29 protein-coding genes and 1 tRNA gene are annotated in these 22,534 nt (G+C 53.0%); 18 read left to right on the forward strand and 12 right to left on the reverse strand.

Features of this window, described 5'->3' with window-relative positions:
* Positions 1–42: 42 nt before the first annotated feature.
* Genes FEE96_RS06630 through FEE96_RS06640 form a run of 3 tightly spaced genes read left to right on the forward strand, consistent with a single transcriptional unit; the run spans position 43 to position 2,863 of the window.
* Complete coding sequence (locus FEE96_RS06630) at positions 43–1,728, forward strand: TadE/TadG family type IV pilus assembly protein (protein ID WP_138162242.1); 1,686 nt, start codon at positions 43–45, stop codon at positions 1,726–1,728.
* Positions 1,725–2,261 carry a TadE/TadG family type IV pilus assembly protein gene (locus tag FEE96_RS06635; RefSeq protein ID WP_138162243.1) on the forward strand — a complete coding sequence of 179 codons (537 nt, stop codon included), beginning with the start codon at positions 1,725–1,727 and terminating at the stop codon, positions 2,259–2,261. The genes FEE96_RS06630 and FEE96_RS06635 overlap by 4 nt, the downstream gene beginning before the upstream one ends.
* Before the next feature lie 2 nt (positions 2,262–2,263).
* Positions 2,264–2,863, forward strand: coding sequence for a TadE/TadG family type IV pilus assembly protein (locus FEE96_RS06640; protein WP_138162244.1), 600 nt, complete (start codon positions 2,264–2,266; stop codon positions 2,861–2,863).
* Here the strand turns inward: FEE96_RS06640 and FEE96_RS06645 are convergent.
* Together FEE96_RS06645 and FEE96_RS06650 are read right to left on the reverse strand one after the other, a co-directional pair.
* Positions 2,860–3,351, reverse strand: coding sequence for a hypothetical protein (locus tag FEE96_RS06645; RefSeq protein ID WP_171021630.1), 492 nt, complete (start codon positions 3,349–3,351; stop codon positions 2,860–2,862). The genes FEE96_RS06640 and FEE96_RS06645 overlap by 4 nt on opposite strands.
* Before the next feature lie 88 nt (positions 3,352–3,439).
* On the reverse strand, positions 3,440–4,396 hold the full coding sequence (locus FEE96_RS06650) for an NAD(P)-dependent oxidoreductase (RefSeq protein ID WP_138162600.1): 957 nt from the start codon (positions 4,394–4,396) through the stop codon (positions 3,440–3,442).
* Positions 4,397–4,511: 115 nt separating this feature from the next.
* On the opposite strand from FEE96_RS06650, the gene FEE96_RS06655 reads away from it, so the two are divergent.
* From FEE96_RS06655 to FEE96_RS06680, 6 genes are all read left to right on the forward strand, one after another.
* Positions 4,512–5,387 carry a LysR substrate-binding domain-containing protein gene (locus tag FEE96_RS06655; RefSeq protein WP_138162246.1) on the forward strand — a complete coding sequence of 292 codons (876 nt, stop codon included), beginning with the start codon at positions 4,512–4,514 and terminating at the stop codon, positions 5,385–5,387.
* A gap of 80 nt (positions 5,388–5,467) precedes the next feature.
* Complete coding sequence (locus FEE96_RS06660; RefSeq protein ID WP_138162247.1) at positions 5,468–6,646, forward strand: 4Fe-4S double cluster binding domain-containing protein; 1,179 nt, start codon at positions 5,468–5,470, stop codon at positions 6,644–6,646.
* A gap of 39 nt (positions 6,647–6,685) precedes the next feature.
* Positions 6,686–7,396, forward strand: a complete 711-nt coding sequence (locus FEE96_RS06665; protein ID WP_342770955.1) for a CbiX/SirB N-terminal domain-containing protein — start codon at positions 6,686–6,688, stop codon at positions 7,394–7,396.
* A 772-nt stretch (positions 7,397–8,168) separates the two neighbouring features.
* Complete coding sequence (locus FEE96_RS06670) at positions 8,169–9,599, forward strand: hypothetical protein (RefSeq protein ID WP_138162249.1); 1,431 nt, start codon at positions 8,169–8,171, stop codon at positions 9,597–9,599.
* Positions 9,600–10,586: 987 nt separating this feature from the next.
* Positions 10,587–11,435, forward strand: coding sequence for a flagellin N-terminal helical domain-containing protein (locus tag FEE96_RS06675; RefSeq protein WP_138162250.1), 849 nt, complete (start codon positions 10,587–10,589; stop codon positions 11,433–11,435).
* Between the two features lie 888 nt (positions 11,436–12,323).
* A tRNA-Cys gene (locus tag FEE96_RS06680) sits at positions 12,324–12,397 on the forward strand.
* Positions 12,398–12,465: 68 nt separating this feature from the next.
* On the opposite strand, the gene FEE96_RS06685 is transcribed toward FEE96_RS06680, so the two are convergent.
* From FEE96_RS06685 to FEE96_RS24075, 3 genes are read right to left on the reverse strand one after another with little or no spacing between them, the layout of a single operon-like run.
* Complete coding sequence (locus FEE96_RS06685; RefSeq protein ID WP_138162251.1) at positions 12,466–13,497, reverse strand: site-specific integrase; 1,032 nt, start codon at positions 13,495–13,497, stop codon at positions 12,466–12,468.
* The gene (locus tag FEE96_RS06690) at positions 13,494–13,685 is read right to left on the reverse strand and encodes a hypothetical protein (protein WP_024096637.1); all 192 of its coding nucleotides are present in this window, start codon (positions 13,683–13,685) and stop codon (positions 13,494–13,496) included. The genes FEE96_RS06685 and FEE96_RS06690 overlap by 4 nt, the downstream gene beginning before the upstream one ends.
* Positions 13,686–13,709: 24 nt before the next feature.
* A complete protein-coding gene (locus FEE96_RS24075; protein WP_106607234.1) occupies positions 13,710–13,928 on the reverse strand; it encodes an Arc family DNA-binding protein in 219 nt (72 codons plus the stop codon).
* A 60-nt stretch (positions 13,929–13,988) separates the two neighbouring features.
* On the opposite strand from FEE96_RS24075, the gene FEE96_RS06700 reads away from it, so the two are divergent.
* Positions 13,989–14,303 (forward strand): Arc family DNA-binding protein, encoded by a 315-nt coding sequence (locus FEE96_RS06700; protein WP_138162252.1) that lies wholly within the window; start codon positions 13,989–13,991, stop codon positions 14,301–14,303.
* 2 nt (positions 14,304–14,305) lie between these two features.
* Here the strand turns inward: FEE96_RS06700 and FEE96_RS06705 are convergent, their stop codons facing one another.
* Positions 14,306–14,947: a hypothetical protein gene (locus FEE96_RS06705; RefSeq protein WP_138162253.1), complete on the reverse strand. Its 642-nt coding sequence runs from the start codon at positions 14,945–14,947 to the stop codon at positions 14,306–14,308.
* A 158-nt stretch (positions 14,948–15,105) separates the two neighbouring features.
* Here FEE96_RS06705 and FEE96_RS06710 point away from each other — a divergent pair, with 158 nt between their 5' ends.
* Both FEE96_RS06710 and FEE96_RS06715 read left to right on the forward strand, forming a co-directional pair.
* Entirely contained in the window at positions 15,106–15,318 is a 213-nt protein-coding gene (locus FEE96_RS06710; protein ID WP_138162254.1) for a helix-turn-helix domain-containing protein, read from the forward strand.
* A 2-nt stretch (positions 15,319–15,320) separates the two neighbouring features.
* Positions 15,321–15,521: a hypothetical protein gene (locus FEE96_RS06715; protein WP_138162255.1), complete on the forward strand. Its 201-nt coding sequence runs from the start codon at positions 15,321–15,323 to the stop codon at positions 15,519–15,521.
* A gap of 71 nt (positions 15,522–15,592) precedes the next feature.
* On the opposite strand, the gene FEE96_RS06720 is transcribed toward FEE96_RS06715, so the two are convergent.
* Complete coding sequence (locus FEE96_RS06720) at positions 15,593–16,141, reverse strand: methyltransferase family protein (RefSeq protein ID WP_171021632.1); 549 nt, start codon at positions 16,139–16,141, stop codon at positions 15,593–15,595.
* Positions 16,141–16,776, reverse strand: a complete 636-nt coding sequence (locus tag FEE96_RS06725; RefSeq protein ID WP_138162601.1) for a cation efflux transmembrane domain-containing protein — start codon at positions 16,774–16,776, stop codon at positions 16,141–16,143. The genes FEE96_RS06720 and FEE96_RS06725 overlap by 1 nt, the downstream gene beginning before the upstream one ends.
* Before the next feature lie 74 nt (positions 16,777–16,850).
* Here FEE96_RS06725 and FEE96_RS06730 point away from each other — a divergent pair, with 74 nt between their 5' ends.
* Positions 16,851–17,279 carry a MerR family transcriptional regulator gene (locus FEE96_RS06730; RefSeq protein ID WP_138162257.1) on the forward strand — a complete coding sequence of 143 codons (429 nt, stop codon included), beginning with the start codon at positions 16,851–16,853 and terminating at the stop codon, positions 17,277–17,279.
* 128 nt (positions 17,280–17,407) lie between these two features.
* A complete protein-coding gene (locus FEE96_RS06735) occupies positions 17,408–17,818 on the forward strand; it encodes a VOC family protein (protein ID WP_342770956.1) in 411 nt (136 codons plus the stop codon).
* Between the two features lie 3 nt (positions 17,819–17,821).
* Here FEE96_RS06735 and merA read toward each other — a convergent pair whose 3' ends face one another.
* From merA to FEE96_RS06755, 4 genes are read right to left on the reverse strand one after another with little or no spacing between them, the layout of a single operon-like run.
* Positions 17,822–19,255: a mercury(II) reductase gene (merA, locus tag FEE96_RS06740; RefSeq protein WP_138162259.1), complete on the reverse strand. Its 1,434-nt coding sequence runs from the start codon at positions 19,253–19,255 to the stop codon at positions 17,822–17,824.
* A gap of 18 nt (positions 19,256–19,273) precedes the next feature.
* On the reverse strand, positions 19,274–19,480 hold the full coding sequence (gene merF, locus FEE96_RS06745; RefSeq protein WP_138162260.1) for a mercury resistance system transport protein MerF: 207 nt from the start codon (positions 19,478–19,480) through the stop codon (positions 19,274–19,276).
* 2 nt (positions 19,481–19,482) lie between these two features.
* Entirely contained in the window at positions 19,483–19,773 is a 291-nt protein-coding gene (locus FEE96_RS06750; RefSeq protein ID WP_138162261.1) for a cation transporter, read from the reverse strand.
* Between the two features lie 11 nt (positions 19,774–19,784).
* Positions 19,785–20,189 carry a mercuric transporter MerT family protein gene (locus FEE96_RS06755; protein ID WP_138162262.1) on the reverse strand — a complete coding sequence of 135 codons (405 nt, stop codon included), beginning with the start codon at positions 20,187–20,189 and terminating at the stop codon, positions 19,785–19,787.
* Between the two features lie 73 nt (positions 20,190–20,262).
* On the opposite strand from FEE96_RS06755, the gene FEE96_RS06760 reads away from it, so the two are divergent.
* The 4 genes from FEE96_RS06760 to FEE96_RS06780 all read left to right on the forward strand — a co-directional run bounded on the left by FEE96_RS06760 (position 20,263) and on the right by FEE96_RS06780 (position 22,527).
* Positions 20,263–20,682 carry a MerR family transcriptional regulator gene (locus FEE96_RS06760; RefSeq protein WP_138162263.1) on the forward strand — a complete coding sequence of 140 codons (420 nt, stop codon included), beginning with the start codon at positions 20,263–20,265 and terminating at the stop codon, positions 20,680–20,682.
* A gap of 585 nt (positions 20,683–21,267) precedes the next feature.
* On the forward strand, positions 21,268–21,594 hold the full coding sequence (locus FEE96_RS06770) for a hypothetical protein (RefSeq protein ID WP_138162264.1): 327 nt from the start codon (positions 21,268–21,270) through the stop codon (positions 21,592–21,594).
* A 64-nt stretch (positions 21,595–21,658) separates the two neighbouring features.
* Positions 21,659–22,237, forward strand: coding sequence for a lytic transglycosylase domain-containing protein (locus FEE96_RS06775; protein ID WP_138162265.1), 579 nt, complete (start codon positions 21,659–21,661; stop codon positions 22,235–22,237).
* Positions 22,237–22,527, forward strand: coding sequence for a TrbC/VirB2 family type IV secretion system protein (locus FEE96_RS06780; protein ID WP_138162266.1), 291 nt, complete (start codon positions 22,237–22,239; stop codon positions 22,525–22,527). Before FEE96_RS06775 ends, FEE96_RS06780 begins: the two co-directional genes overlap by 1 nt.
* Positions 22,528–22,534 lie beyond the last annotated feature (7 nt).

A 22,534-nucleotide genomic window follows, 5' to 3' on the forward strand; every position in this document is an offset into this window, starting at 1 on the left:
CCATGCGGGCCCAATTCCGTTTATGGGCCGGAGAGGATTGAAATGCTAACGCGCCTTCGCGAAACAACTGCCCTATCCACAAACATGACCCACCCCTGTTGGGTCGCCTTGCGACGGTACGCACGCGAAGAAGACGGCGTCCTGATCAAACCGACCATTGCGACATTTCTTTCAATGTTGGCCGTGGGTGGGATTGGCGTCGACCTGATGCGGATGGAACGTGACCGCACACAGTTACAGTATACCCTGGACCGGGCGGTTCTGGCCGCAGCAGATCTGGATCAGACCCAGACGCCAGCGGCGGTTGTTCTCGACTATCTGACCAAATCGGGCATGGCTGACTATTACCAGACACCAACCTCGGAAATTGGTTTAGGATACCGTCGGGTATCAAGTACAATCGAAACAGATTTCATCACGCAATTCCTAAACTTCACAGGTGTTTCCACAATGCCGCTCAATGCGGTTGCGACGGCTGAAGAAAGTATTGATGGGTTGGAAATCTCGCTGGTGCTTGATGTCTCTGGCTCGATGAACTCAAACAGTCGCCTCAGCCGACTAAAAGTCGCGGCGAAAGATTTCATTGATACAATGGTGGCCAATACCACCGACGGTAAGATGTCTATTTCGATCATCCCCTACGCCACGCAGGTGTCTGCACCTGATGAGCTGTTCAACCAATACAACGTTACAGATGAACACAATTACTCGCGCTGCATAAACTTTGAATCGTCCGACTATAACACAACGGTCCTGTCAAACACCGCAGAGCTGGAACGCACGATGCATTTCAGCCCCTGGGCGAGTTATGACTACCGCACCAGATATACGACACCTAGATTGGTGGATAAACCTGTCTGCGATCCCCGTGAGAGCCGCGAAATGCTGCTCTTCGAAAAGAGTGCTGCAACGCTGAAGGCCTTTATTGGCAATCTTTCGGCCTGGGGTAACACCTCAATCGATATCGGAATGAAATGGGGAACCACACTGCTGGACCCGAGTGCTCAGCCAGTGATCAGTGCACTCACCTCGGGCCCTGACGCAATTATTCCAGTCGATTTTGCGGCCCGGCCGTCGAGTTACACCGATGGAGATACGATCAAAATTGTGGTGCTAATGACTGACGGTCAGAATACCTCACAATATTACATCGAAGATGACCATCGCCGCGGTGACTCCAACGTATTCTACACGCATGACTCTGACAGAGACAGGCGGCGGTACTCCACTTACGTTCCTGCCTACAATCAATACTATTGGGACCGGAGAGCTGATTACAGCTATGGTCAGTGGGAAGATCATCCATTTGGCGAGGGAGCATCGTTGTGCACCAGCAGCAGCTGTTACAACCGTGTTGATGAACCGGGCGACCCGGTGCGACTTAGCTATGCCGACCTTTGGGCTTACACCTCTCTGAAGTACAACTACAATTACATCTACGGCGATTGGATGGGCTCCAGTTCTGCCAGGAGTGAGTGGTATTACGGTGTTTACGACTCATACGGCACCAGCACCAAAAACACCCGAACCAAGAGCATATGCGACGCAGCCAAAGGGGCGGGCATAATCGTCTACACAATTGGCTTTGAGGCCCCCAGCGGTGGTCAGGCAGTGCTCCAAGACTGTGCCAGCTCGGACGCCCACTACTTTGATGTGGACGGTCTAGAAATCTCGGAGGCGTTTGCCTCGATTGCAACGTCGATCCGCCAACTGAGGCTCACCCAATGATTACGCGCATTCAAAACTCGATCCGCAACTTTCGCTCCCGCGAAGACGGCAGCTCCTCGGTTGAATTTGCCCTGGTGATCCCTGCCTTTATCATCATTTTGTTGTCTACAGTCGAATTGGGACTGATCACGATCCGGCAAACGATGCTTGAACGGGCCATGGACCAAACCGTGAGAGACCTGAGACTGGGAACCGGCACGGGGCAAACCCACGACGGTATTCGCAACTCAATCTGCGAGCGGTCTGGTTTCATCGACGATTGCGGCACCTCATTGCGGTTAGAAATGGTTCAGGTTGATCCCTTCAACTGGGGCAACATCAACGAAGTTCCAGACTGCATCGATCAGGCCGAAGTCGTTCTGCCCGTGCGTGAGTTCACCAATGGCCAGTCCAATGAACTGATGTTCATTCGCGCCTGTATGAAATTTGAACCCATCTTCCCATTCTGGGGCTTGGGAAACAGCTTGCACAAAGATGGCGAAGGTCGGGTCAGCCTGTTTGCCTCCTCTGCATTTGTTCAGGAACCGAGGTAGTCATGAAAAACCTTTTCACAAACCGCCTAAAAGCATTCCGCCGCGAAACAGAGGGGATGGTCTCAGTCGAATTTGCCTTCTACGCTCCCTTTCTGCTGTTGATTTTTGCGTCGATCTACACCTTTTTCGACGCTTTCAAGCAGGAAAGTGCAAACCTGAAGGCCGCCTATACGGTATCAGATCTGATCTCTCGCGAGACCAATGCCATCAACAACGATTACATTGATAGCATGCATAAACTGACTGAGCTTCTGATCCGCTCCGACTCGGCAATCTCATTGCGTGTTTCGGTCATCCGCTGGGATGAAGCCGATAATCGCTACTATGTTGACTGGTCAGTTGTACGCGGCACGGCTCTCAGCGCCTGGGCAGATGGCACAATCAGCGATGTTGAGAGCAATTTGCCCACCATGCCTGACCAAGAACGGGTCATTTTGGTTGAAACGCAAAACAACGTCGACACAGCTTTTCAAATTGGCCTCCCAAGCATGGAGATCTTCAACTTTGTCTTCACCCGGCCACGCTTTGCCCCACAAATCGTGTTTGAAGGATCAACAGCAAGTGGCGGAGCCCATGATGACGCCGTTGATCCGCTAGACTAAAGTCGACCGTCACCTGCCTGGTCGCGCATTGCTATCATCGCGGCCAGGATTTCCGACATCGCCTTACTCTGAGATCCTGGTGTCACACCACCAACACCAATCTGTCGACCGAAACGCCACCACAACCCCGGCCGCCAGATACGACTGGCTGGAGTTTTGGTTTTGATCAGAAATCCATTTGACGGTTTGAACGCAAAGAAGCCCCGGTCGATGTTCTGAATATCGTCGATCCGCGCTATCACGTTGCCATCGGTGCAGCGCAGTTCAGTCTTAGTCAGCTCGATCTGAAATTGGGTGGCTTGCCACATTCGCGCCGCCAGCCAGAGTGCGGCTGACCCGACCACCAGCAGAAAGACCAGCCAGGCCATCGAAGGTGGTGTAGATAGCGCCACATAGATGACCAGTCCGCCGACCATCGAGAGCATCCCTACCCCCATGTACCGGCGTGCCTCGGAGGCCTTTACCGTTGCCACGATTTCGTCGCTCATCATTCACTCCCCATGTCGCGCCGATCAAAGGCGCGCGCTGGGTTTAGCTTGAAATGGACAAAACGAACAGCCCCCACAATTGGGTAGGCTATTGTACAGGTTCACGGTTGATCACCACCTCATAGCCAATCTCTTCTGGCTCATCGTCGATCAATTCAGTTGGAAAACCATCTGCCAGAACCTTGTGCCCGGTCACCTCTTCCAACCGCTCGATAATGCGATCAGACTGGGCCCGCTCCCCATAACGTTGCTGCCCGTCTTTCATGATACGAATGACTTCGGGGGACAATTCCAGCGGAACGTCATTGCGATCTGCTATGGCCTGGAACAATCCGATATCTTTGAGTACCAGATCCATGGTGAAATTTACATCTCTTGCCCCGGATAAGATCAGCTGGCTTTCAGTTTCGTGGGTGAACGATGTGCCCGAGCTGATCTTGATCGCTTCATAGGTGGTTGCCATATCCAGTCCAGCGGCTTTCATCGTCACCATGGCCTCTGACAGTGTCAGCAAGTTAGCAGTGGCGAGATAGTTGGTCATCACCTTCAGGATGCTGGCCGTTCCTATCTCGCCTGTGTGCAACACACGACGCCCCATCAGGGTGAGCAGCGGTAAGATACGTTCAAACGTGAGGCGGTCGCAGCCCGCAAAGATTGAGATATTGCCGGTATCAGCCCGATGACAACCGCCCGAAACCGGGCATTCGACCGCTGCACCGCCACGTGCAATCACTGCGGCCCCCAAACGCCGGACTTCGGCTTCATCGGTGGTAGACATCTCCATCCAAACCTTACCATCGGTCACCTCAGGCATCATTTCCTGCAACACCGCATCCGACGCGGTTGGCGAGGGAAGACAGGTGATCACGACATCACAATCCCGCATCAGCGCCGCAGCGCTATCACCTGCCTTTGCGCCCCTAGCAACAAAACCCTGCACAAGATCTGGATTCAAATCATGCGCAACCAAATCCACACCATTGCGAAGCAGGCTACCCGCCAGTTTGCCCCCCACATTGCCAAGGCCGATAAAGCCCACGTTCAGTCCCATTGTCATGTTTTCAGCCCCTGAAGATCATTGCTGACCCACGGCTAACTTGACCCCATCCAATAATAAAACGAATAATAAGGCGTCCTGACCCCAAGAAAATTAGCAGCGCATGTCCGATCTTCCCAATCTTGTCTGGCTGCGTGCATTTGAGGCGTCAGCCCGGTTGCGCAGCTTTACCGCCGCAGCCGAAGAGCTGGGGTTAAGCCAAGCTGCTGTCTCGCATCAGATCCGCAGTCTGGAGGCGAGTTTTGGCGTCGCGCTCTTCCTGCGTCGTGCCCGTCATCTGGAATTGACGGCATTGGGTCATGCCTATTACCCGACTGTCGCGCAGGCGTTGGATGATATTGCCTATTCCACCCGCGGATTGCTGCGCCCCATGGAAGCGCGCGTCATTACCCTACGGGCCCCGATCTCAACCGCAGTCTTGTGGATCGCACCACGTCTTAATGAATTTCAGATCCAGCACCCACACATCAAACTGCGGCTGATCTCTGCAATCTGGGCGGATAGCACCAGTGACAATGATGTGGATATCGACCTGCGCCTTGGGCCCTCCAGCTGGTTTGACCGTCGCGCTCATCTGCTATCGACTGAACATGTGGTTCCAGTGACCTCGCCGGAACTGGCCGCCCAACTGACCAATGCCCGTGATATTCTCAGCCAAAACTTGATTCACATTCATGGCTACCAAGACAACTGGCTGCGCTTCTCCAGGAGCCAAGGGTTAGACCCAAAAGATGGTCACGCCGACTTGTTGACGGATACATCACTGGCAGCCATCGAGATGGCCGCAGCGGGTGCAGGTGTGGCAATGATCATGCACCGGTATGCGCAAACAGCTTTGGATCAAGGTCGGATTACACGGGTGAAGGATTTTGAGATGCCTATGGGTCAGGGACATTACTTGATGCCGACCACCGGATCAGGCCCCAACAGCGCCGAAGAAATGCGCGTACGGGATTGGATCACTGCGATTTTCTCCTGAAAACGGGGCGGGATACTTCGCGGGGATTGGCGGCCACAGAAGATGTTGCACCCCCCTGCACGGGTCGCTAGCTTCGCGATATGGTCTGGCCCAACAACACTCCGCCCCAACGTGATGGCGACGCCAACGCTGGCATCGACGTCACCGATGATTTTGAGGGCTTTGCCCAGCGTAACGATGTCTTCACCCGCGCCTTTTGGGATGATCGGGTGATCTCAAAACACAGTGCTAAATTCTTTGCCTCCTACAGGATGGAGGCCGCGCCACGCCGTGGTGATGGGTTTAGCCGCCGTGATTTTGCCTTGCGCAACGCGTCTTGGCTGATCTCGGACATGGTGTCGAACCGCACCGCGGATCAGGGCCTGCGTCAGGGGTTTCAGGCACCGATCCAATCTGACACCCCTGTTGCCGATGAAACCATTGAGGTTGATGACCCGGCGCAAATGTCGGCCGAGATCAAACGTATCGCCAAGTTTTTTGGTGCTGACCTCTGCGGTGTCACCGATCTGGATGAACGCTGGCTGTATACCAGCCGCGTTGATACCCGCGACATGACTGACGCGCCGCATGATTTGCCCGAGGGCCTGACAAACGTGATTGTTCTGGGCCATGAGATGGACGAGGAACTTGTCGCCACCTACCCGTCTGCACTGGCCGGGGCGGCGACGGGGCGTGAGTACAGCCACGAAGCGTCAATTGTGATGCAACTGGCCGCCTATATTCGTAATCTGGGCTATGAGGCGGTCCCCTCGATGAATGACACCGGGTTGGTCATCCCCTATGCGGTCAAGGCCGGTCTGGGCGAATATGCCCGCAACCAGATGGTCATCACCCCTGAATTTGGCCCCCGTTTGCGGTTCTCCAAGATCTTCACCAACCTGCCACTATCCCATGACAGTGCCAAACCCAAAGGTGTGCGCGACTTTTGCGACATCTGCACCAAATGCGCCACTGCCTGCCCGGTCAAAGCCTTGCCCTTTGGCCCGCCTGAGGTGGGCGGCAGCAATGTCTCGGCGATCAAAGGCGTGCGCAAATGGACGTCTGATGCCGAGAAATGCTTCTCGTTCTGGGCCAAGCTATCGTCGGACTGCGCCATCTGCATGCGGGTTTGTCCCTTCAACCGCGACTATACCAAGCCACAACACAGGTTGTGGCTCAAACTTGCCCTGTCCCCACTGCGCCACCTGGCGCTAAGATTATCCAAATCCCATGGAGCGCGTAAAAAGCCCGGAGGGTGGTGGTCCAAAAACGCCAACTAGTGCTTTCAAAATTCAGCCCAAACAGCCAGCCAAATGATAATGCCAAACGCCCGTCCCATAGCCCTGATCACCGCCCATGGCCAACCTTCGGCTCCCAAGTCACCTGAGGCAGCGCTGGCGCGGTTAGCGGCACAGTTGCAGGATCTATTGCCAGACTGGCAGATCCGATCGGCCACCTTATCAACACCGGGTCGGTTTGAAGCTGAACTGACACCCGGCACTGTCATCTATCCGTTTTTTATGGCCCGCGGCTGGTTTGTCGGCAAAGTACTGCCCAGCCGGATCGGCAACATCCCACATCAGATGGCCTGCCCCTTTGGGCTCGACCCTGCCCTGCCCGCGCTTGTCGCTTCAGCACTGGATCACGAAGTTGCCCAACGCGGCTGGACCGGTCAAACTTATGACCTATTGCTGGCAGCACATGGCTCGGCGCGTGGCCCCAAGGCCGCCGAGGCCGCCGAGGCTTTTGCAAAGGTCCTGCGCCCCCTGCTGCCCTGCGCCCGGATTTCCCTTGGATTTGTGGAACAGAATCCAACGATTGAAACAGCTGCCAAGATCTTGAGAGCCCGCGCTCTATGCCTCCCCTTTTTCGCCCAAGCCGGGGATCACAGCCGCACCGATGTTCCACAGTCCCTTATCGCGGCAGGGATCCACGACACGCCCTTGACAGTGACCGGCGCCCTCCCTGGGACCGCCGCGCTAATTGCCGGGGCCCTGCAGGCTTGCAGAAAAGAGAGTGAAATCCGATAAAAATATCCAATCGTGCTTCTTTGAGAATTGGGCCCATGTTCACTTCGGACACCTATCATGGATCATGGCACGCACCTTAGCCAGCGGGTTGGCCGAGTGGTCATGCAGCTGACTGCCAATTCGACGGTTTCCCCTTGATATAGTTAAGTAGAATGCGTTTGAAACTTGCGTGATATTGGGGGAACAAAACATGAAAATATGCCAGGATATTTCAAACATCCCGCTTCAATTTTAGTTGGACATATTAGTGCTGATCTTCCTGATTGAAATCAAAACCTAAGACAGCCACCAAGACGTGCCCTTCATACAGTAGATCTAAACTATCCGCGTTTGTGTTTTGGAACCCACGCCAACTTCGATAAGTAGTTCGGTCAGGAACGGTTGCAAGGCATCTACTAGCTCCAGAGAGAATTGCCGAGGCAACTGTCTTGTTTCAAAATTTAGGACAGATAGATATCTTTTCTGCACCTGCTCTGATTCCATCATAAGATGAAAATGGATCATACCCCCGAATGAAACGACCTCAAGAACTTAGCCACAAACCTATACTCGTATAAAATTCGGGCGGTGTTATTCGGGTAAGAATCGAACAGAATATTGACGAAAACAAATGAGATCCAGAGCCTACAAAATGGCAATGGATCCAACTCAACACAGTACAGAACTTTCCGCAAATAGTATTGCTTAACTACCCCCTGCATTGCATACACGTAGAGCTTTTCAACCAAAACTAAAATCTAACATTAGCGATATAGTCGAAGAAGGTATTTCAATGAAAAAATTGCTTTTCATCGCTGCGGCCTACGTGTCGTCCTTAGGGGCCGCATCAGCTGAGTTTTCTTGGCATAACAGCACAGCAACATCATGCTTAAGTGTATGCAATGCTTCAAAGCAGGCCCCTGTCTCCACGGGCACTTACGATGGTGAAAATTACTATATATGTTCGTTCAAAACGGATTCGGATACCAGCCCTCGTCCCGGCTACAATCTCATTCAAGGATGGTCACCAAAAGGCGAAAGTTGTTTTTCTGCAGCAGGGAAGAATTCGGCTGCGAGTGAGACATTTAGCTGTTTGTGCAATAAAGAATCGCCAAAGTATCCGCTTGGAACTTTTGATGTAGCTACCGTTCCTGCACCGGGAGGTTTGCAAAAGGATCTGCTTAATCTCTCAGATGGAAGCTTTGCCGTTCGTTGGGCTGACAAACTGTCAATCTATAGCAATAAGGGTGTAAGGACAGGCGCCATTTTGCAAATCCCCGGGGAAATCGTCAAGCTGCCCGACGGAGGGTTTCTTGCGTTCTATGACGAAGTGACAGGACACGTCGACCGTTCCGTCATTCGTTCTTCCTACATCCAGAAATATGATAATTCGGGCCAGAGTGTTGGTGAACGGCTAACAGTGAAAATTGGTGACAATGAAGCCAATACAGTCTCTGCGTCTGTAGTCAAAATTTTGAAACTATCTCCTCAAACCGGACATAGATATGTCCTGGCAATGTATGGAGGATTTGTGATCTACGATGCGAACACACATACGATCGATGACTTTCAACCTGTTCTACCAATTCCAAAATATGGTTCGCCTGACAACGTCATCAGCGATGTGGCGCTTCTCTCCAATGGCTCTTTCGAAGTTTTGTCATATTCTGACAATATGGGAGAAGACTGGAAGTACATTTCCCGGTTCAATTCAAAAGGCACCAATGTATCGGCCGCAAAAAAACTTTACACAAAAGAAACAAACCACTTTGCAAATGGAAGAATCTTTGCAACTCCAGATGGTGGATTTGAGGCGTTTTGGCCAACCTATGTCAACGGAGATGGCAACACACACTGGTTAGCTCGAAGCTTTGACGCGAGTGGTAGCAGCATAGGGGACTCAGTTTCAGTTTCTAACCTAACAGCGCCGCAAAGTGCTTATTTGAATCTTGCCTCAGTTGGGGAGAATTGCAAACTGGCCACCTTTGCAGAAGTACTAAGCGATGGAAATTTTGATATCAAAATGAGTTTGGTAAACTCAAAATTTAAAGCCTCAACACCTATATCCATCATTAACAGTGATAATGGAAATCCAATGAATGCAATTGGATTGAGACTGGACGATGGAAGTGTACTGATGTCTTGGGAAGCGTATCAAACTAACGACACCAAGATTGTACGAGGTCAAATCTTCCCTAGTTCGATGTTTGCGTGCCAAGGTTAACGTTTTTCTTGCTAACTATCTAGCTGGCAAAGTTTCCATTGACCTTGCCAGCTATTCTGTACTGATTTCATTGGCGGTAGTTTTTTTCCAACACAGCACTGTTCGAACTATTGTTGTAGCCAGAGCGGACTACGCTTCATACTGCAATGTGAAAGCTACGATGTAGGAACAGCATGGCTTATATGGGGCTGTTTTACCCCTTCCAAATCCTGTGCGCTGCAAGTTGTCTCTACTTTAACATCGTTGGCTTATCGCACAGTGTCTGTCAGCAATCCGCACTTTGTGTCGTATGCTACGGCTGTGGAAGGCCCTTAACCGACTTTGTAGCTGATCGGTCCATTTGGTCGCTGCAAAAAGAGCGCTCTGAAGAACAACGAAGTGCCAACGATTCTTAAGGAAGCATTTGGCGGCCATAAGTCTAATGACTTTCACCATCCCTTTTAGTTTTGAACACAACAAACGTGGCTGCGGTTTAGACGGTTCTTCCCATCGTTGCTTGAAGTAACATGCGCGACATTCCAAATGGCTCAAGAACTGAGATCCGCCCCCGCAAAACGTTGAGGGTACTCGGCTCACCTCAAGTGACGCTTGTCGAAATAGGACAAATTCTTGACAACCATACGGTGAGGGAGCACTTCAATTCACACGGAAAATCCATTCTTCAGATGAGACCTCATGTTAGTAACACATTGAAATTACTACTTTCTATATAACCAGCATCTATTTCATGCTCTCACAGCTCTCGAACAAAAACTTGCGACAGGAATGTCGTCGGCCACCAAATTTGTTTGTTTTCTCTAAATCCGCCTTTGCGTTAGCGATTTGTTTTCTTGTCTAGAACTAGTGTCCAATTGCACCTCTTACCAAAGGTGGCATGCAGACCTGAGGGTCAAGCGTAATGTCAGAATGACCCCCATCAACAGTTTCGAAGAAGGCCTCAAAACGGGCCCATATTTCGAACAACCGTGACCACTAGGAGCACTACCAATGACAAGTATTCTGACAAACAATGGCGCAATGGTTGCCTTGCAGACTCTGCAGTCCGTGAACGACAACCTGACCACTGCCCAGAACGAAATCTCCACCGGTAAACGCGTTGGATCCGCCAGCGACAACGCCGCTGTATGGGCGATTTCGAAAACAATGGAATCCGATATCGCGGGTTTTGAAGCCATCTCCGAAAGCCTGTCAGTTGGTGAAGCCACTGTTTCGGTTGCTTCGGCCGGTGCTGAACAGATCGTGGAAAAACTAACTGAAATCAAAGAACTGATCGTTTCCGCTCAGTCTGAAAACGTCGACCACACCAAGATCCAAAACGACATCGACGCGAAGGCTGAACAGGTTGCTGCCATCATTGGTGCCGCCCAATTCAATGGCGCCAACCTGTTGGCCACTGACGTTGATGGCAACGGTGCTACCTCGTTGGGCGTTCTGGCATCCCTTGATCGCGTTGGAGCAACAGGCACCCCAACTGCAACCGAAATCACGGTTACTACGGTAGATTTTGAAGCCAATGTTGACTTGGCAGCTAACCTAACATCAATTGCAGATGTCACCACTGCGGCCACAGCTTTAGGTGAAATCGAAGGCTTCCTGACCGTGGCTATTACTGGTGCCGCCGCACTGGGTTCCGATACCGCGCGTCTGAAGGACCAGGGTGATTTTGTCGGTAAGCTGACAGACTCCATGAAGATGGGTGTCAGCTCGATGACCGACACCAACATGGAAGAGGCCTCTGCCCGATTGAAGGCCCTGCAGACCCAGCAGCAGCTGGCAGTGCAGTCCCTCTCGATCGCAAATGGTGCGCCACAGTCGATCATGACACTGTTCCGCTAAGTAAAATAAACCGGGGCGCCTGATCGCCCCGGTTTCCCAACCGCTCGACTATGTAAAACTGGACTAAAAGCACAAGTTCCACAAAACGAGTGTAATTCGACATTTGAAATGTCAGGACATTTTCTGGCCGGTCCAACAGCGACTCTGTTTCGGAGCCAGAAAACGGGCGGTCAATTACCTGATATGCCATCCATTCACCAGTTGGCAGATCGCCCCCCAATTCGAGAATGCACTGCACTATCCGTCGACCAATGTTCGGTATCTTGTTGCTTTATCCGCGTGACATTGGGACCGTGCCCCGGTTTGCTCCTAATGATCATCACCGCCAATGGATCGCTGACATTAACTGCCAGAACCTGCCCTGCTGTGTTGGTGCTTGTTTCGTCCCCAAAAGGAGCAACAGAATTACGGACTAGGTTGACCTAGGTCCACTGCTCCCTGCCAGCCGAAAACTGACCAAACCCAAAGCCCAGCATCATTCTTAACTATGGGCAGTTGCTGTTATTCCGGCGGTTTCAAACTGGCACATTACCGCGCCACTGGCCCTAGATCTTATCGTGGAGCAGCTGATGGCGTATTGAGGATCCGGCGACAGATCGGCTCTGAGGCTTATGGCATTCACGCTTTGAAGCACACCACGGTGACCGAGTTTTGCCTAACGGGTACCGATGATTAAACGATAGCAGCGTAACAGGGCAAAGCCACAAAATCGCGCAGCGCTGTACCCGCGCCGTTCGCCAAAAGGCACGAGCTTCGATCAAATGACATCGCAATCGAACAGCGTGCCCCCCCTAAAAGAGAAGAACGAAAATGTATGGTAAACTGAGTAGCAGAGGCCCTTGCGCTCTTCTATGGAATCGCCTAATACGCCTGCACCACAGCGACTTGGGCGAGTTGGCGGAGTGGTGACGCAGCGGATTGCAAATCCGTGTACACCGGTTCGATTCCGGTACTCGCCTCCAATAAAATCAATGACTTGCGTCATCCCTTCTCTCCTTCACTGCCATTTTTGAAACAACCGTTGAAACTTTCACGTTTCGGCCTTGCTTCGTTCCATTTGATTTCTTGCCTCTTGAGCGCGCTTCGCGAGCTCTCTTTGCCGGATCGGCCCACCGTACTTTTTCAGCATTTCGACGCCTGAATGGCCGGTGACGGCCTTGACCATCTCGTCATCACATCCAGCCAGATACAGCTCGATCGTCGCATTTTTCCTGAGCCCATGCGTTTTGTAGTAGCTCGCCTTCTCGTGCTTCATCTTCTTTTTGATGGTGCGCATTTCCTCCGCAACGATCCGATAGCTTACCGGTCGCCCCTTCGCGTCGGTTACAACAGTGCCGTCTGTCCGCGCGATGCCTTCGAGATGGGCTCTCAGGCGGTCGGTAAGCGGGATCCACAACGGTTTGTCGGTTTTGCCCTGCGTGAAATCGAATCCTTCATCGGAGAAATGCTCCCACTTCATTTTCACGACATCACCAATGCGCTGGCCTGTACCAACGCAAAGCTCGTAGACCAGCCGCGCCCGCTTTGAAGCCAGCGCCTCGAACTCTGCTCGAACATCGTTTGGCCAAGGCTCCCACCCGTCGCTTTGCTGCTTGAAGAGCGGAATGCCCTTCGCCGGATTGCCATGCTCTTTCTTGATAAAACCAATCAGACGGGCGTGGTTCATCAAGACGACCATGACCTGGACGAGATAGTTGGCTTGCCGCCAGTGATCCGCATTGGCGCGGTGCAATTCGTAAATGTGATGGGTTTCGATCCTGGCCGGGTCTTTCTCCGCCCATATCTCACGAATGTGGCTGATGTAACGCCGATAGTCGGATCTCGTCCGGGGCTTCAGCTTCTTGTAGGCATCGCTCTCATAGTAGCTGAGAATCAACGCCTCAAAATTGCGCTTCACCGGCGCAGGCGCTGGTTTTCCCTTCAGCAAGCGATTGTAGTGATCCCAAAATTCCGGTGTGCCCGCTTCCTCGTGCATCATAACAGAGATGCCGCGCGATCGCCGGATGAACCGTAGGTAACCCCTGTCACTATAGACGTATTTTGGCAGGCTCTTGCGGGTCATTCGCCCATTCTCAAGTCGCTGTTGAGAAAGTCGTCGGCGGCCTCTGGCGCGACCATATTCGCATCGACGATGACACTGCCATCAGGCTTGATTTCGAACTTTGCGCGCTGCCAACCTGCCTCCCGCGCCTCGCGGATAAAGGCTGAGGCCGCTTGTTTCGCTTTCGTCTGTGCACTTGCTTTGGTCATCGTCTCGACACCTCTCTCACCTCGTTAACAACGCGCATTATCACACTGATTCATATTGATATTTCCAATTGAACCGAGTGTGGAACGCCTGTCCTTCGCCGCGCGAATGGCTCGGATAACTTCAGAGTTTTGGGAGTTGCCATTGCGATCGGACTCCGCCTTGATCCACTCCTTGAGCTCTTGCGGAAGCCGAAGCTGCATTGGTTTACGACTATTCATGAAACGCCTCCAGGTTGAAAACATACCCCGTTAGTGGCACTTAGCCACTATTGCGTCAATCGAATCTTATGGCACAGTGCCACCATGTCAGAACAAAGTGCTCAAAATCAGGACAAGTTCATCGTGCGATTGCCGGATGGCCTTCGTGACCGGATACGGCTTGCGGCCGAGAGCAACCACCGTAGCATGAACGCTGAGGTCGTTGCCGTCCTTGAAGAAAACTACCCCGCGCCAGTCCCGGAAAACATCAGCGACCCCGCAGCCCGAATGCTATTCTGGCTCGCCAAACGAATCCGACGGAGAAGCCCGCAACCGGGCTCACCCAGAGACAAGCAAGCCGCCCTATACGAGCGTATTGCGGGCGATATATCGGAACGCATGAAGGATATCGGGGAATAGCCTTAGTAGGCCACCCACTCGTATCCATGGTTGCCTTCGTGATCTTCCCATTCAACGCCAACCCCGCGTCGCCAATTCGATGACGAACAGCGCCGCGACGGCAACACCCACTGCGGGGCGGCCGCCGGTGTCGTGCGTTGCCATCCGAATTCGCCCTGCGTGCCATAGGTCCCGAGGCGAATATTGTAGCTTTCAGAGCAGTCATCGTCGCGACCGCGTTCGCGATGGCTGTAGTACCGAACATCCCAGACGCGGATCGAGCGCACGAAATCGAATTCCAGACCACTGATGTCGATATCGGCACCGCCTTCAGCCATCTGTGTCAGAATGACTTGGCCGAGCGTCTGACCTGTTTGGTTGCTGGCCTCCCAGATCTTTGGGGCCGTGCTTTGCAAAGGCACCCGCTCAGAAACACCCATCGGGCAGCGCCAGATTTGCAACGGCGGCTCGATCGGCCAAGGCGTAATCCGCCTAATGAAAACCGCACGAGCATGGGCACATTCTGCTGAAGCTGGCCACCCGCCAGCCAGGCAAAGCAGAATGGCGCAATCAACTTGGTAGGCTTTTGCTGCCTGCGGTGCCAAGCTAGAAACGACACTTATGGCGACCCCGCCAAGCAAATTTCGGATGGATTTGAGCCACATATCAATAAGCGCCTTTCGACTTCATTACTATAATCTTGATGGTTGTTGCCCAACTTCGCCCCGCACACCATATGCGAGCAAGGGATTAGATCCACTCGCGCGCATTTTGTGGAATATATTCCGTAGCTCAATTCTTGTGATCTGGCCGAATACAGGCCATGAAATTGAGGGAAACAGTAGGGTTAAATATTCGGAATCTAAGAAATTCCAAAGGATTGAGCCAAGAACAATTAGCTTTAGCTGCTGACCTGGATCGCAGCTATATCAGCGAGATCGAGCTCGCGAAATTCTCAGCATCGATCGATGTTCTAGAGCGGATCGCGCATGCTCTCGAGGTCGCTCCCAAGGAATTGTTTAACGAGAGGGGCTAGTGTTGCCCGAATTTGAGAGTGGTCGCACAACAGCCGAAGCCATCGGCCGCATTACGTGCATCAAAACAGGCGTCGAAATCGGCCTACTTTATCTGTGGGATAACGGCGACACGCAGGCCGCGCTGCACGAAGACGGCCAGCTTCGATCGACAATCTGCCCAGAGCAACAGGCAGGACCGGACCTTGGTGCAAATCGCGGCTAAGAGCCGGAATGAGCCCAGATTGACCGATGCTGCGCAACGCAGGAATGACGGCTTCGGTGATCTGCGACACGTCACAAAAACCTTCTGACCCTTCGCATGTAGTCCTGAAATGCCGACCCATATTGTGCTTTTAGCCAAGGTTCCTCTGCAAATGGTGCGGCGATCAAAATGGCAATTCCTGCGAGGCCCACAGCAGCGACTGACCCGGACGCGGATAGGATGATCCAGCCTCCAACTATCGCAATATCGGCCACATACTGAGGATTGCGAGAGTAACGATACATGCCCTCCGTCCGAAGGGAACCTTTGGCACCACCTGTTTGCGGGATGCCGAAATGGGAAGCCTCTGACCAGACGACGATATTTCCCGCCACGATCAGGGGAACACCCAAGCCAAAACGAATCCAAGCGGGCACTGCGAGGCTATTCCATTCCATGACACCCAAAACCAGAAGAACTCCAAACAGCGTAAAAGTGGGAACCCAGACCAGAACCGGTGTCATCGTTGTATAGCGTTTTGGTGGCCATAGACGATGCGCAGGAAAAGCAATTGACCAAAAGATTGCTACAAATGTTGCCGCTGCAACGCCCAGACCGAGGCTAACTAAGAAAATCTTCATCATACTTCCGCGTGCTTGTGGTTTAGCACCTCCCGACGTTCTCCGAGGGCTTGGCGCACGATCTGGAATGCCGAAGAAAGAAATAGACCCGCCATGATTGTTGCAACGATCAGATCAGGCCAACCGCTTGCCGTCCCCCAGACACCAAGAGCCGCAAACATCACGGCTACATTGCCAATGGCATCGTTGCGCGAACACAGCCAAACCGAACGCACATTGGCGTCGCCGTCTTTGTAACGCACCAACAGAAACACGCTCGCAAGATTGGTCAGCAGAGCCAGAAAACCAACAACGCCCATAATTTCTGCCGTTGGAACGCCAACGTAGAAAACGCGGTATACGGTTGAACCCAATACCCATAACCCCATCAAGAGCAAGGTTATGCCCTTAAACAATGCGGCATTGGTGCGGGCGCGTAGGGATGCCCCGATTACCGCAAGCGATAGGCCATAGGTGAGCGCATCCCCTGCAAAGTCCAATGCGTCCGCCTGCAATGCTTGGGACTTTGCCAGATGTCCCGCCGTCATTTCCACGAAGAACATCGTTGCGTTAAGGGCTATGACGATCCAAAGCCGTCGTTTGTAGTCGTCTGAAACGCCATCAAATTTGGCGTCATGTCCACAGCAACCAGCCATTTGGGAATCCTCTTTCATCTTTGGTTACCCACAGTGTAATGTCTCTAGTAACTAGAGGTTCAAGAGGTTTCTTTATGTTTTCTATTGGCGAGCTTTCGAAGCGCACAAAAGTCAAAGTTCCGACGATCCGCTACTATGAGGAAATGGGATTGCTGGCAGAGGCAGAGCGGACAGTAGGCAATCAAAGGCGCTATGACAAAGCAGGGTTGGAACGGCTCGGTTTCATACGCCATGCCCGCGATCTTGGCTTCTCAATTGAGGCGATTTCATCGTTGATAGAGCTGCAAGGACACCCAGACCGTTCGTGCGAGGCGGCAACCAATATCACAACATCTCAGCTTGTGGACGTGCGTGCCAAAATCAAACGGCTCAAAGCCCTAGAAAAGGAACTTGTCCGAATATCTAAGGGCTGTGATGGGCATGGCGTTTCGGAAGATTGCTATGTTTTGGCGTCTTTGGCTGATCACGGTCTATGCGATCGAGAACATACACGAGGCGCTTAGCATACGTTACTTAGGCGTGATCGAACGGCGGTTTGTGCGGCAAATGCTACGGAAGGGCCCATTTTCTTCGCTTTCTGCTTCGCAGAGAATGACTGGTTTTGGTGAACTCGTATCGCTATGGCTATTGCATGAAGGGCACAAAAACATCGTCCACTCGCATCCAACAAACTGCTGCTGTTCTTCAAGTGAGCAGTCGGACGATAAGATCAATGCGGGACTTTTTTGTTGATCGGCTCGGTTTTGAAATTGGAGCTGAAGTTGGAAATGGCCCCAGCTTTGTGACTTTGGATAGAGATGGTCAAACAATCATGCTTGCTTGCCGCCGATCATTTGGGCTTCGCAAACGTGGATGGGCCGCGTATTTCTGGGTTGATGACATTGAAAGTTTGCTGGCCGAATTCAGAAGTCGCGGCGCAAAACTCAAAGGTCAAATTGTCGACAAGGCTTACGGATGTCGAGAAATCATTGCCGTAGCTCCGGACGGTCGAGAAATTGTCTTTGGTGAGCGGACTGAAACCCCAACAGAACAGAACCGTTGATGACTATCCCGCGCAGCAGGACAACTTTGCCACATCCTTTTCGAAAGTCTGCGCTGCCAATTTCAGCCCTTCGACAGTTGTGAGGTAGGGAAAGATCATCGCACCCAAATCATCGTAGGTCATGCCCATTTTGAGCGCCATGGCCGCTGTCTGGATGCTGTCAGCGCCTTCTGGCGCGATGATATGTGCGCCCAAGAGCATCTTGCTGTTCTTGTCGGCAATCAGCTTAATCAGTCCACGTGTGTCGCGTGCAGCTAATGCGCGGGGGACATGCTCAAGACCTAAGACCGACGAAACGACCTCATGTCCAGCAGAGATGGCCTGTGCCTCCGTAAGACCAACACTGGCCACTTGTGGATCAGAAAACACAACGGCAGGCATGACGCTGTTGTCGTAATTCAACGTGTTTCCATTCATAGCGTTTTTGGCCGCAAGTTTTGCACCGTATGCAGCCATATAGACGAACTGATCTGTTCCGGTCACATCACCCGTGGCATAAACCCCGTCTCGCGTGCTGCGCATTTGCGGATCGATGACAATCCCGCCCCGCGCATTCGTGTCGATACCGGCGACATCAAGCGCCAATGAGCCAGTGTTCGGGACACGGCCCGTCGCCAGCAGGAGCTTTTCGGCCTCGATCCTGACCGCCACACCGTTATGCGCGGCGTGAAGGGTGACACCATCGCCTGACTGTTCAAATCTGTCATATGACAGCCCGTCCAGCACCTTGATGCCCTCATCGACAAAGGCTTTCGTCAGGGCATCGCTGACCTCCGGTTCGGCCTCTGGCAGCAAACCACGACGCGTGACGATGGTTACATCGACGCCTGCACGGGCAAATATCTGGGCAATCTCAACGCCGATATAGCCACCTCCCATCACCATCAATGATTTCGGGAGCTGCGTCTGTTCAAGTGCAGAAGTGCTGTCCAGCCAATCGACGCCGTCCAGTCCTAGGATATCGGGGACATGCGGGGCCGAACCCGTTGCAATGATGACTTTTGGTGCACGAATGGTGCGGTCGCCAACCTTCAAAGAACCATCGTTTGCGAAGCTCGCCTGACCTTCGATGTAGGTGACGCCTTCATAGTTTGGCAGAACATCAACGTATTTTGCGGCACGAAGATCATCCACCAGTGCTTGTTTCTGGGCCACCATCGCCGCCCAATCGGTTACTTTTGCCGTAGCCTCCACGCCATCAAACCGATCAGCGCCTTTGGCTGAATGCAGTGTTTCCACTGCGCGGATCATTGCTTTTGACGGGACACACCCGACGTTGACGCAAGTGCCGCCGATGGTGCCAAAGCCTATCAGAGCAACCTGCGCACCGTCTTCGGCTGCGGTGATTGCAGCGGAAAATCCAGCAGAGCCAGCACCAATGACGGCAAGGTCAAATGTATCGGCGTCCACCGCGTTTGGGTTCAGTAAATCAAGCATGATGTTGGTCTTTCGGGTTCAGGTTTTCCGCGCACGGCGGATGACGGCGTAAATCGTGATCAGCACGAACACGGCAAGGGCAGGCAACAAAACATAGTCGAGGTAGCCGACGATGACCGACAGACCCACAACGCCAAAAAGGATTGCGAGGACAGGCGTGAAACAGCACAGCGCCGCTATGATGGTGCCTATGACGCCAACCATGAGAAGTGATTTATCGTTCATGTTCAGGATTTCGGCTCTAAAATAACGGCTTCATAGCCCGCAGACGTGGATGCAAAGGCAATATCGTCTGCGTTGGTAATGGCGTCATCAAAGATAACCAGAGCTGTGCGTGTGTCGGAATCGGCACTCACTGTAACAACGCCATCGACCCCGCTCATCGCGGATTCAACGATATAGGGACAACTGGCACAGGTCATGCCGGGGACAGAGAATGTCACGGTCTGCTCCGCCGCAAAGACAGGGGCGGCGGCCATAAAACCAATCAGGGCCAAGGCGGAAGTGTAGAGTTTCATTGTATGTCCTTTCACAGACCAAGAAGAATGGGGGCAACGACCGGTGCGATCCAGTTCCAGAACAGCGCGATCACGATGAGAAATGTTGATGCCCAAAGCGCGGATTTGACCACGCGATTGGGAAGTGGCCGCGCACAGGTTTCGCCCTCTGCGCAGGCCTTGGGCTTGCGGTACACCATCCAATAGCCGTAGCCGAGAAACCCCAGCGTGATCACGATGAAGATTGGCTTGTAAGGTTCAAGAGCAGTCAGATTGCCGATCCATGCGCCGGATACGCCAAGGCTAAACAGGATCAACGGAACAATGCAGCATGTTGAGGCCGCAAGAGCGCCGAGAATACCACCTGCTGCAATCATGTGCGCCTTGCGGCTGTCAGGATCGCTCTGGTTTAGGTCAACGTCTATTGTGTCAGTCATACCGCACTCGCAATTTAGGTTTCTTAATGTAAGATGCGGTCTGTAGCCACTACAGAAGCAAGAGGTTTTTTCGATGTCTGACATCACGAACGCGCGAGGTTATCCTATTGGTGAAATGTCCAAGCGCACCGGAGTGAATATCGAAACAATCCGCTATTATGAGCGCATCAACATCATGCCGCAGCCGGACCGCACGGCAGGTGGCAACCGACAGTACAATCACGAGCAGTTAAAACGGCTGTCTTTCATCAAGACGTCCCGAGAACTTGGGTTCAGCATTGATGAGATACGCGCACTGCTGGAAATGGTGGACAGGCAAGATTTCACATGTGGCGAGGTGCATGGACTGACCATCGGGCACTTGGCGTCTGTACGTGAAAAGATCAAAGGATTGCGCAAATTGGAAAAGGCGCTTGTCGGCATGGCGGCAGAATGTAGCCAAGGCGATTTGCCAGACTGCCCGATCCTGGAAACGCTGTTTGAGGCAAGGTGAACTAAAGGTCTGACGCCGCGAGGTAATGAAGCTCAGCGGACATTGGATTTTTAAGGACCAATGGTCGGTTTGTCCCGCATTGGCGACCTTCGCCACCATGATTGTGAGTGGCTGCTTTCGCGACGACGCAGCCACTCCTAACTACCACTCCTCAAAACTTCCAAAACGCGCGCATAGTCTTCGCTGACTGCCCGCACTTGCTCAAAAACCTCACGTCGCTCTTGGTCCTGGCACCGGAAGTACTGTTCGGCATCGTCAAAGTATGCCTCTGCGTCACGCCTCAACAGGTCAGCATATGCCCTGACATCATCGGGATCGGTGGGCATCCATGGCGGCACAGGCGGCAGGCAACTGCCCGCGATTGCGGCAGAACTCCAACTCAAAATAGCCAGTGCTGCCCATGTTTGTTTCAAAAGCGCCATATTATCTTGGCTCAGCCACTCCGTTGCAGTAAATTCGTTTCAACGCATCAAAGGTGCAATAACTCAAACTACACCTATTGATTGCAAGATTATAATATTGTATCGGTTGGGTAGTCCACGAAGGACTGCCGGGCCAATGCACAATTCTGTAAGGCTCGATCCTATGAATTTGATGCAAGACGCCCCCAATGTTGTCAGCGAAGACGGGCTGCGCACACTGCTTGCCGAAAGACATTCGGCGGATGTCGTGTGCCGAGTTACGCCCAAACGTACAGGTGCTCAGTGGTCCGGAGTTTGGACCGTGCATTGCGTCTCGCCAGATGGCGAGACGCGTCGCCTGCTTGTCACCGCGCGCAACAACATGGCCGCGCGAGAGTTCAAGACAATCAACGGCTTATCCAGCTTCCTTGCCGGGCTTGGCGTTTCGATCATTTCTATCCCGATGTTCGAAGGCAAGGTCGCCTCGCACACACTGGACGACTCGAGTTAAGGCACTTGCTGTCCTCGCAGCATTCCTTGCTACACCCGCCTATTCTGAAGGTTTCGTTCTTTCTATGTGGGCCGATGGCCAGCTGGAGACCAAAACACCCCAATCAGGTTTTGCGCAAAGTTATGTCGACGGGATTGGCACAAACCCAACAGAGCTGATCGTTTTCGCAGCACCTGAGCCTGAAGTGCCGCGATCTGCACCCGCTCCGGCACTCCCTCGCCCTGAAATCCTCGCAGCTCTTGAAAGCACCGCGCATCGTTATGGCGGGCATCCTGCACTGCGCCGCGCCGGGCTGTCGGTGACGGAATGGCAGGCACTCTTCCAAGCCAACATTGAGATCGAAAGCGCTTATCGGCCGAATGCGCGCAGCTCGGCAGGCGCGATCGGCCTCGGCCAGTTGATGCCAGCCACAGCTGCGCAGCTTGGTGTGGACCCTCTCGACTGGCAGGCCAACCTAGATGGCTCCGCTCGATACCTTCTGATGATGCTCGCGCAGTTCGGCACGCCCGAACTCGCGCTTGCTGCCTATAACGCCGGACCAGACGCGGTCGCGCGCTACGGCGGCATTCCCCCTTACCAAGAAACCCAAAATCACGTGCGCCGCGTCATGGCCGTGCGTGACCGACTGACTGGAGCCTCCTGATGCACACACAATTCCGCATAATCCTGTCGCTGGCTCTGGCCAGCTTGATGATAGCCAATCCCGCCCTTGCGCAGAGCATCGACCTCTCACCGGTCCAAAACCTTCTGCAAGGCATCGTCGACACGATCACCGGCCCCTTGGGTATTGTCATCGGCACCTTGGCCTTGATTGGCGTGTTCCTCTCCTGGCTCTTTGGCATTCTGGATTTCCGCCAGGCCCTCTGGGTACTGGTTGCCATCGCAGGCATCGCAGCTGCGCCGACCATCGTGACCGCGATCTGGGGCGCGTAACTCCGAC

The sequence above is a fragment of the Parasedimentitalea maritima genome (assembly GCF_005771405.1).
GTDB classification, from domain to species: Bacteria; Pseudomonadota; Alphaproteobacteria; order Rhodobacterales; family Rhodobacteraceae; genus Parasedimentitalea; species Parasedimentitalea maritima.

What these genes read in the sequence shown, in the direction of transcription:
- FEE96_RS06630 (WP_138162242.1), top strand. Translation starts at nt 43, where the DNA reads ATGCTAACGCGCCTTCGCGAAACAACTGCCCTATCCACAAACATGACC.
- FEE96_RS06635 (WP_138162243.1), top strand. Translation starts at nt 1,725, where the DNA reads ATGATTACGCGCATTCAAAACTCGATCCGCAACTTTCGCTCCCGCGAA.
- FEE96_RS06640 (WP_138162244.1), top strand. Translation starts at nt 2,264, where the DNA reads ATGAAAAACCTTTTCACAAACCGCCTAAAAGCATTCCGCCGCGAAACA.
- FEE96_RS06645 (WP_171021630.1), bottom strand. Translation starts at nt 3,351, where the DNA reads ATGAGCGACGAAATCGTGGCAACGGTAAAGGCCTCCGAGGCACGCCGG.
- FEE96_RS06655 (WP_138162246.1), top strand. Translation starts at nt 4,512, where the DNA reads ATGTCCGATCTTCCCAATCTTGTCTGGCTGCGTGCATTTGAGGCGTCA.
- FEE96_RS06660 (WP_138162247.1), top strand. Translation starts at nt 5,468, where the DNA reads ATGGTCTGGCCCAACAACACTCCGCCCCAACGTGATGGCGACGCCAAC.
- FEE96_RS06665 (WP_342770955.1), top strand. Translation starts at nt 6,686, where the DNA reads ATGCCAAACGCCCGTCCCATAGCCCTGATCACCGCCCATGGCCAACCT.
- FEE96_RS06670 (WP_138162249.1), top strand. Translation starts at nt 8,169, where the DNA reads ATGAAAAAATTGCTTTTCATCGCTGCGGCCTACGTGTCGTCCTTAGGG.
- FEE96_RS06675 (WP_138162250.1), top strand. Translation starts at nt 10,587, where the DNA reads ATGACAAGTATTCTGACAAACAATGGCGCAATGGTTGCCTTGCAGACT.
- FEE96_RS06685 (WP_138162251.1), bottom strand. Translation starts at nt 13,497, where the DNA reads ATGACCCGCAAGAGCCTGCCAAAATACGTCTATAGTGACAGGGGTTAC.
- FEE96_RS06690 (WP_024096637.1), bottom strand. Translation starts at nt 13,685, where the DNA reads ATGACCAAAGCAAGTGCACAGACGAAAGCGAAACAAGCGGCCTCAGCC.
- FEE96_RS24075 (WP_106607234.1), bottom strand. Translation starts at nt 13,928, where the DNA reads ATGTTTTCAACCTGGAGGCGTTTCATGAATAGTCGTAAACCAATGCAG.
- FEE96_RS06700 (WP_138162252.1), top strand. Translation starts at nt 13,989, where the DNA reads ATGTCAGAACAAAGTGCTCAAAATCAGGACAAGTTCATCGTGCGATTG.
- FEE96_RS06705 (WP_138162253.1), bottom strand. Translation starts at nt 14,947, where the DNA reads ATGTGGCTCAAATCCATCCGAAATTTGCTTGGCGGGGTCGCCATAAGT.
- FEE96_RS06710 (WP_138162254.1), top strand. Translation starts at nt 15,106, where the DNA reads ATGAAATTGAGGGAAACAGTAGGGTTAAATATTCGGAATCTAAGAAAT.
- FEE96_RS06720 (WP_171021632.1), bottom strand. Translation starts at nt 16,141, where the DNA reads ATGAAGATTTTCTTAGTTAGCCTCGGTCTGGGCGTTGCAGCGGCAACA.
- FEE96_RS06725 (WP_138162601.1), bottom strand. Translation starts at nt 16,776, where the DNA reads ATGGCTGGTTGCTGTGGACATGACGCCAAATTTGATGGCGTTTCAGAC.
- FEE96_RS06730 (WP_138162257.1), top strand. Translation starts at nt 16,851, where the DNA reads ATGTTTTCTATTGGCGAGCTTTCGAAGCGCACAAAAGTCAAAGTTCCG.
- FEE96_RS06735 (WP_342770956.1), top strand. Translation starts at nt 17,408, where the DNA reads ATGAAGGGCACAAAAACATCGTCCACTCGCATCCAACAAACTGCTGCT.
- merA (WP_138162259.1), bottom strand. Translation starts at nt 19,255, where the DNA reads ATGCTTGATTTACTGAACCCAAACGCGGTGGACGCCGATACATTTGAC.
- merF (WP_138162260.1), bottom strand. Translation starts at nt 19,480, where the DNA reads ATGAACGATAAATCACTTCTCATGGTTGGCGTCATAGGCACCATCATA.
- FEE96_RS06750 (WP_138162261.1), bottom strand. Translation starts at nt 19,773, where the DNA reads ATGAAACTCTACACTTCCGCCTTGGCCCTGATTGGTTTTATGGCCGCC.
- FEE96_RS06755 (WP_138162262.1), bottom strand. Translation starts at nt 20,189, where the DNA reads ATGACTGACACAATAGACGTTGACCTAAACCAGAGCGATCCTGACAGC.
- FEE96_RS06760 (WP_138162263.1), top strand. Translation starts at nt 20,263, where the DNA reads ATGTCTGACATCACGAACGCGCGAGGTTATCCTATTGGTGAAATGTCC.
- FEE96_RS06770 (WP_138162264.1), top strand. Translation starts at nt 21,268, where the DNA reads ATGAATTTGATGCAAGACGCCCCCAATGTTGTCAGCGAAGACGGGCTG.
- FEE96_RS06775 (WP_138162265.1), top strand. Translation starts at nt 21,659, where the DNA reads ATGTGGGCCGATGGCCAGCTGGAGACCAAAACACCCCAATCAGGTTTT.
- FEE96_RS06780 (WP_138162266.1), top strand. Translation starts at nt 22,237, where the DNA reads ATGCACACACAATTCCGCATAATCCTGTCGCTGGCTCTGGCCAGCTTG.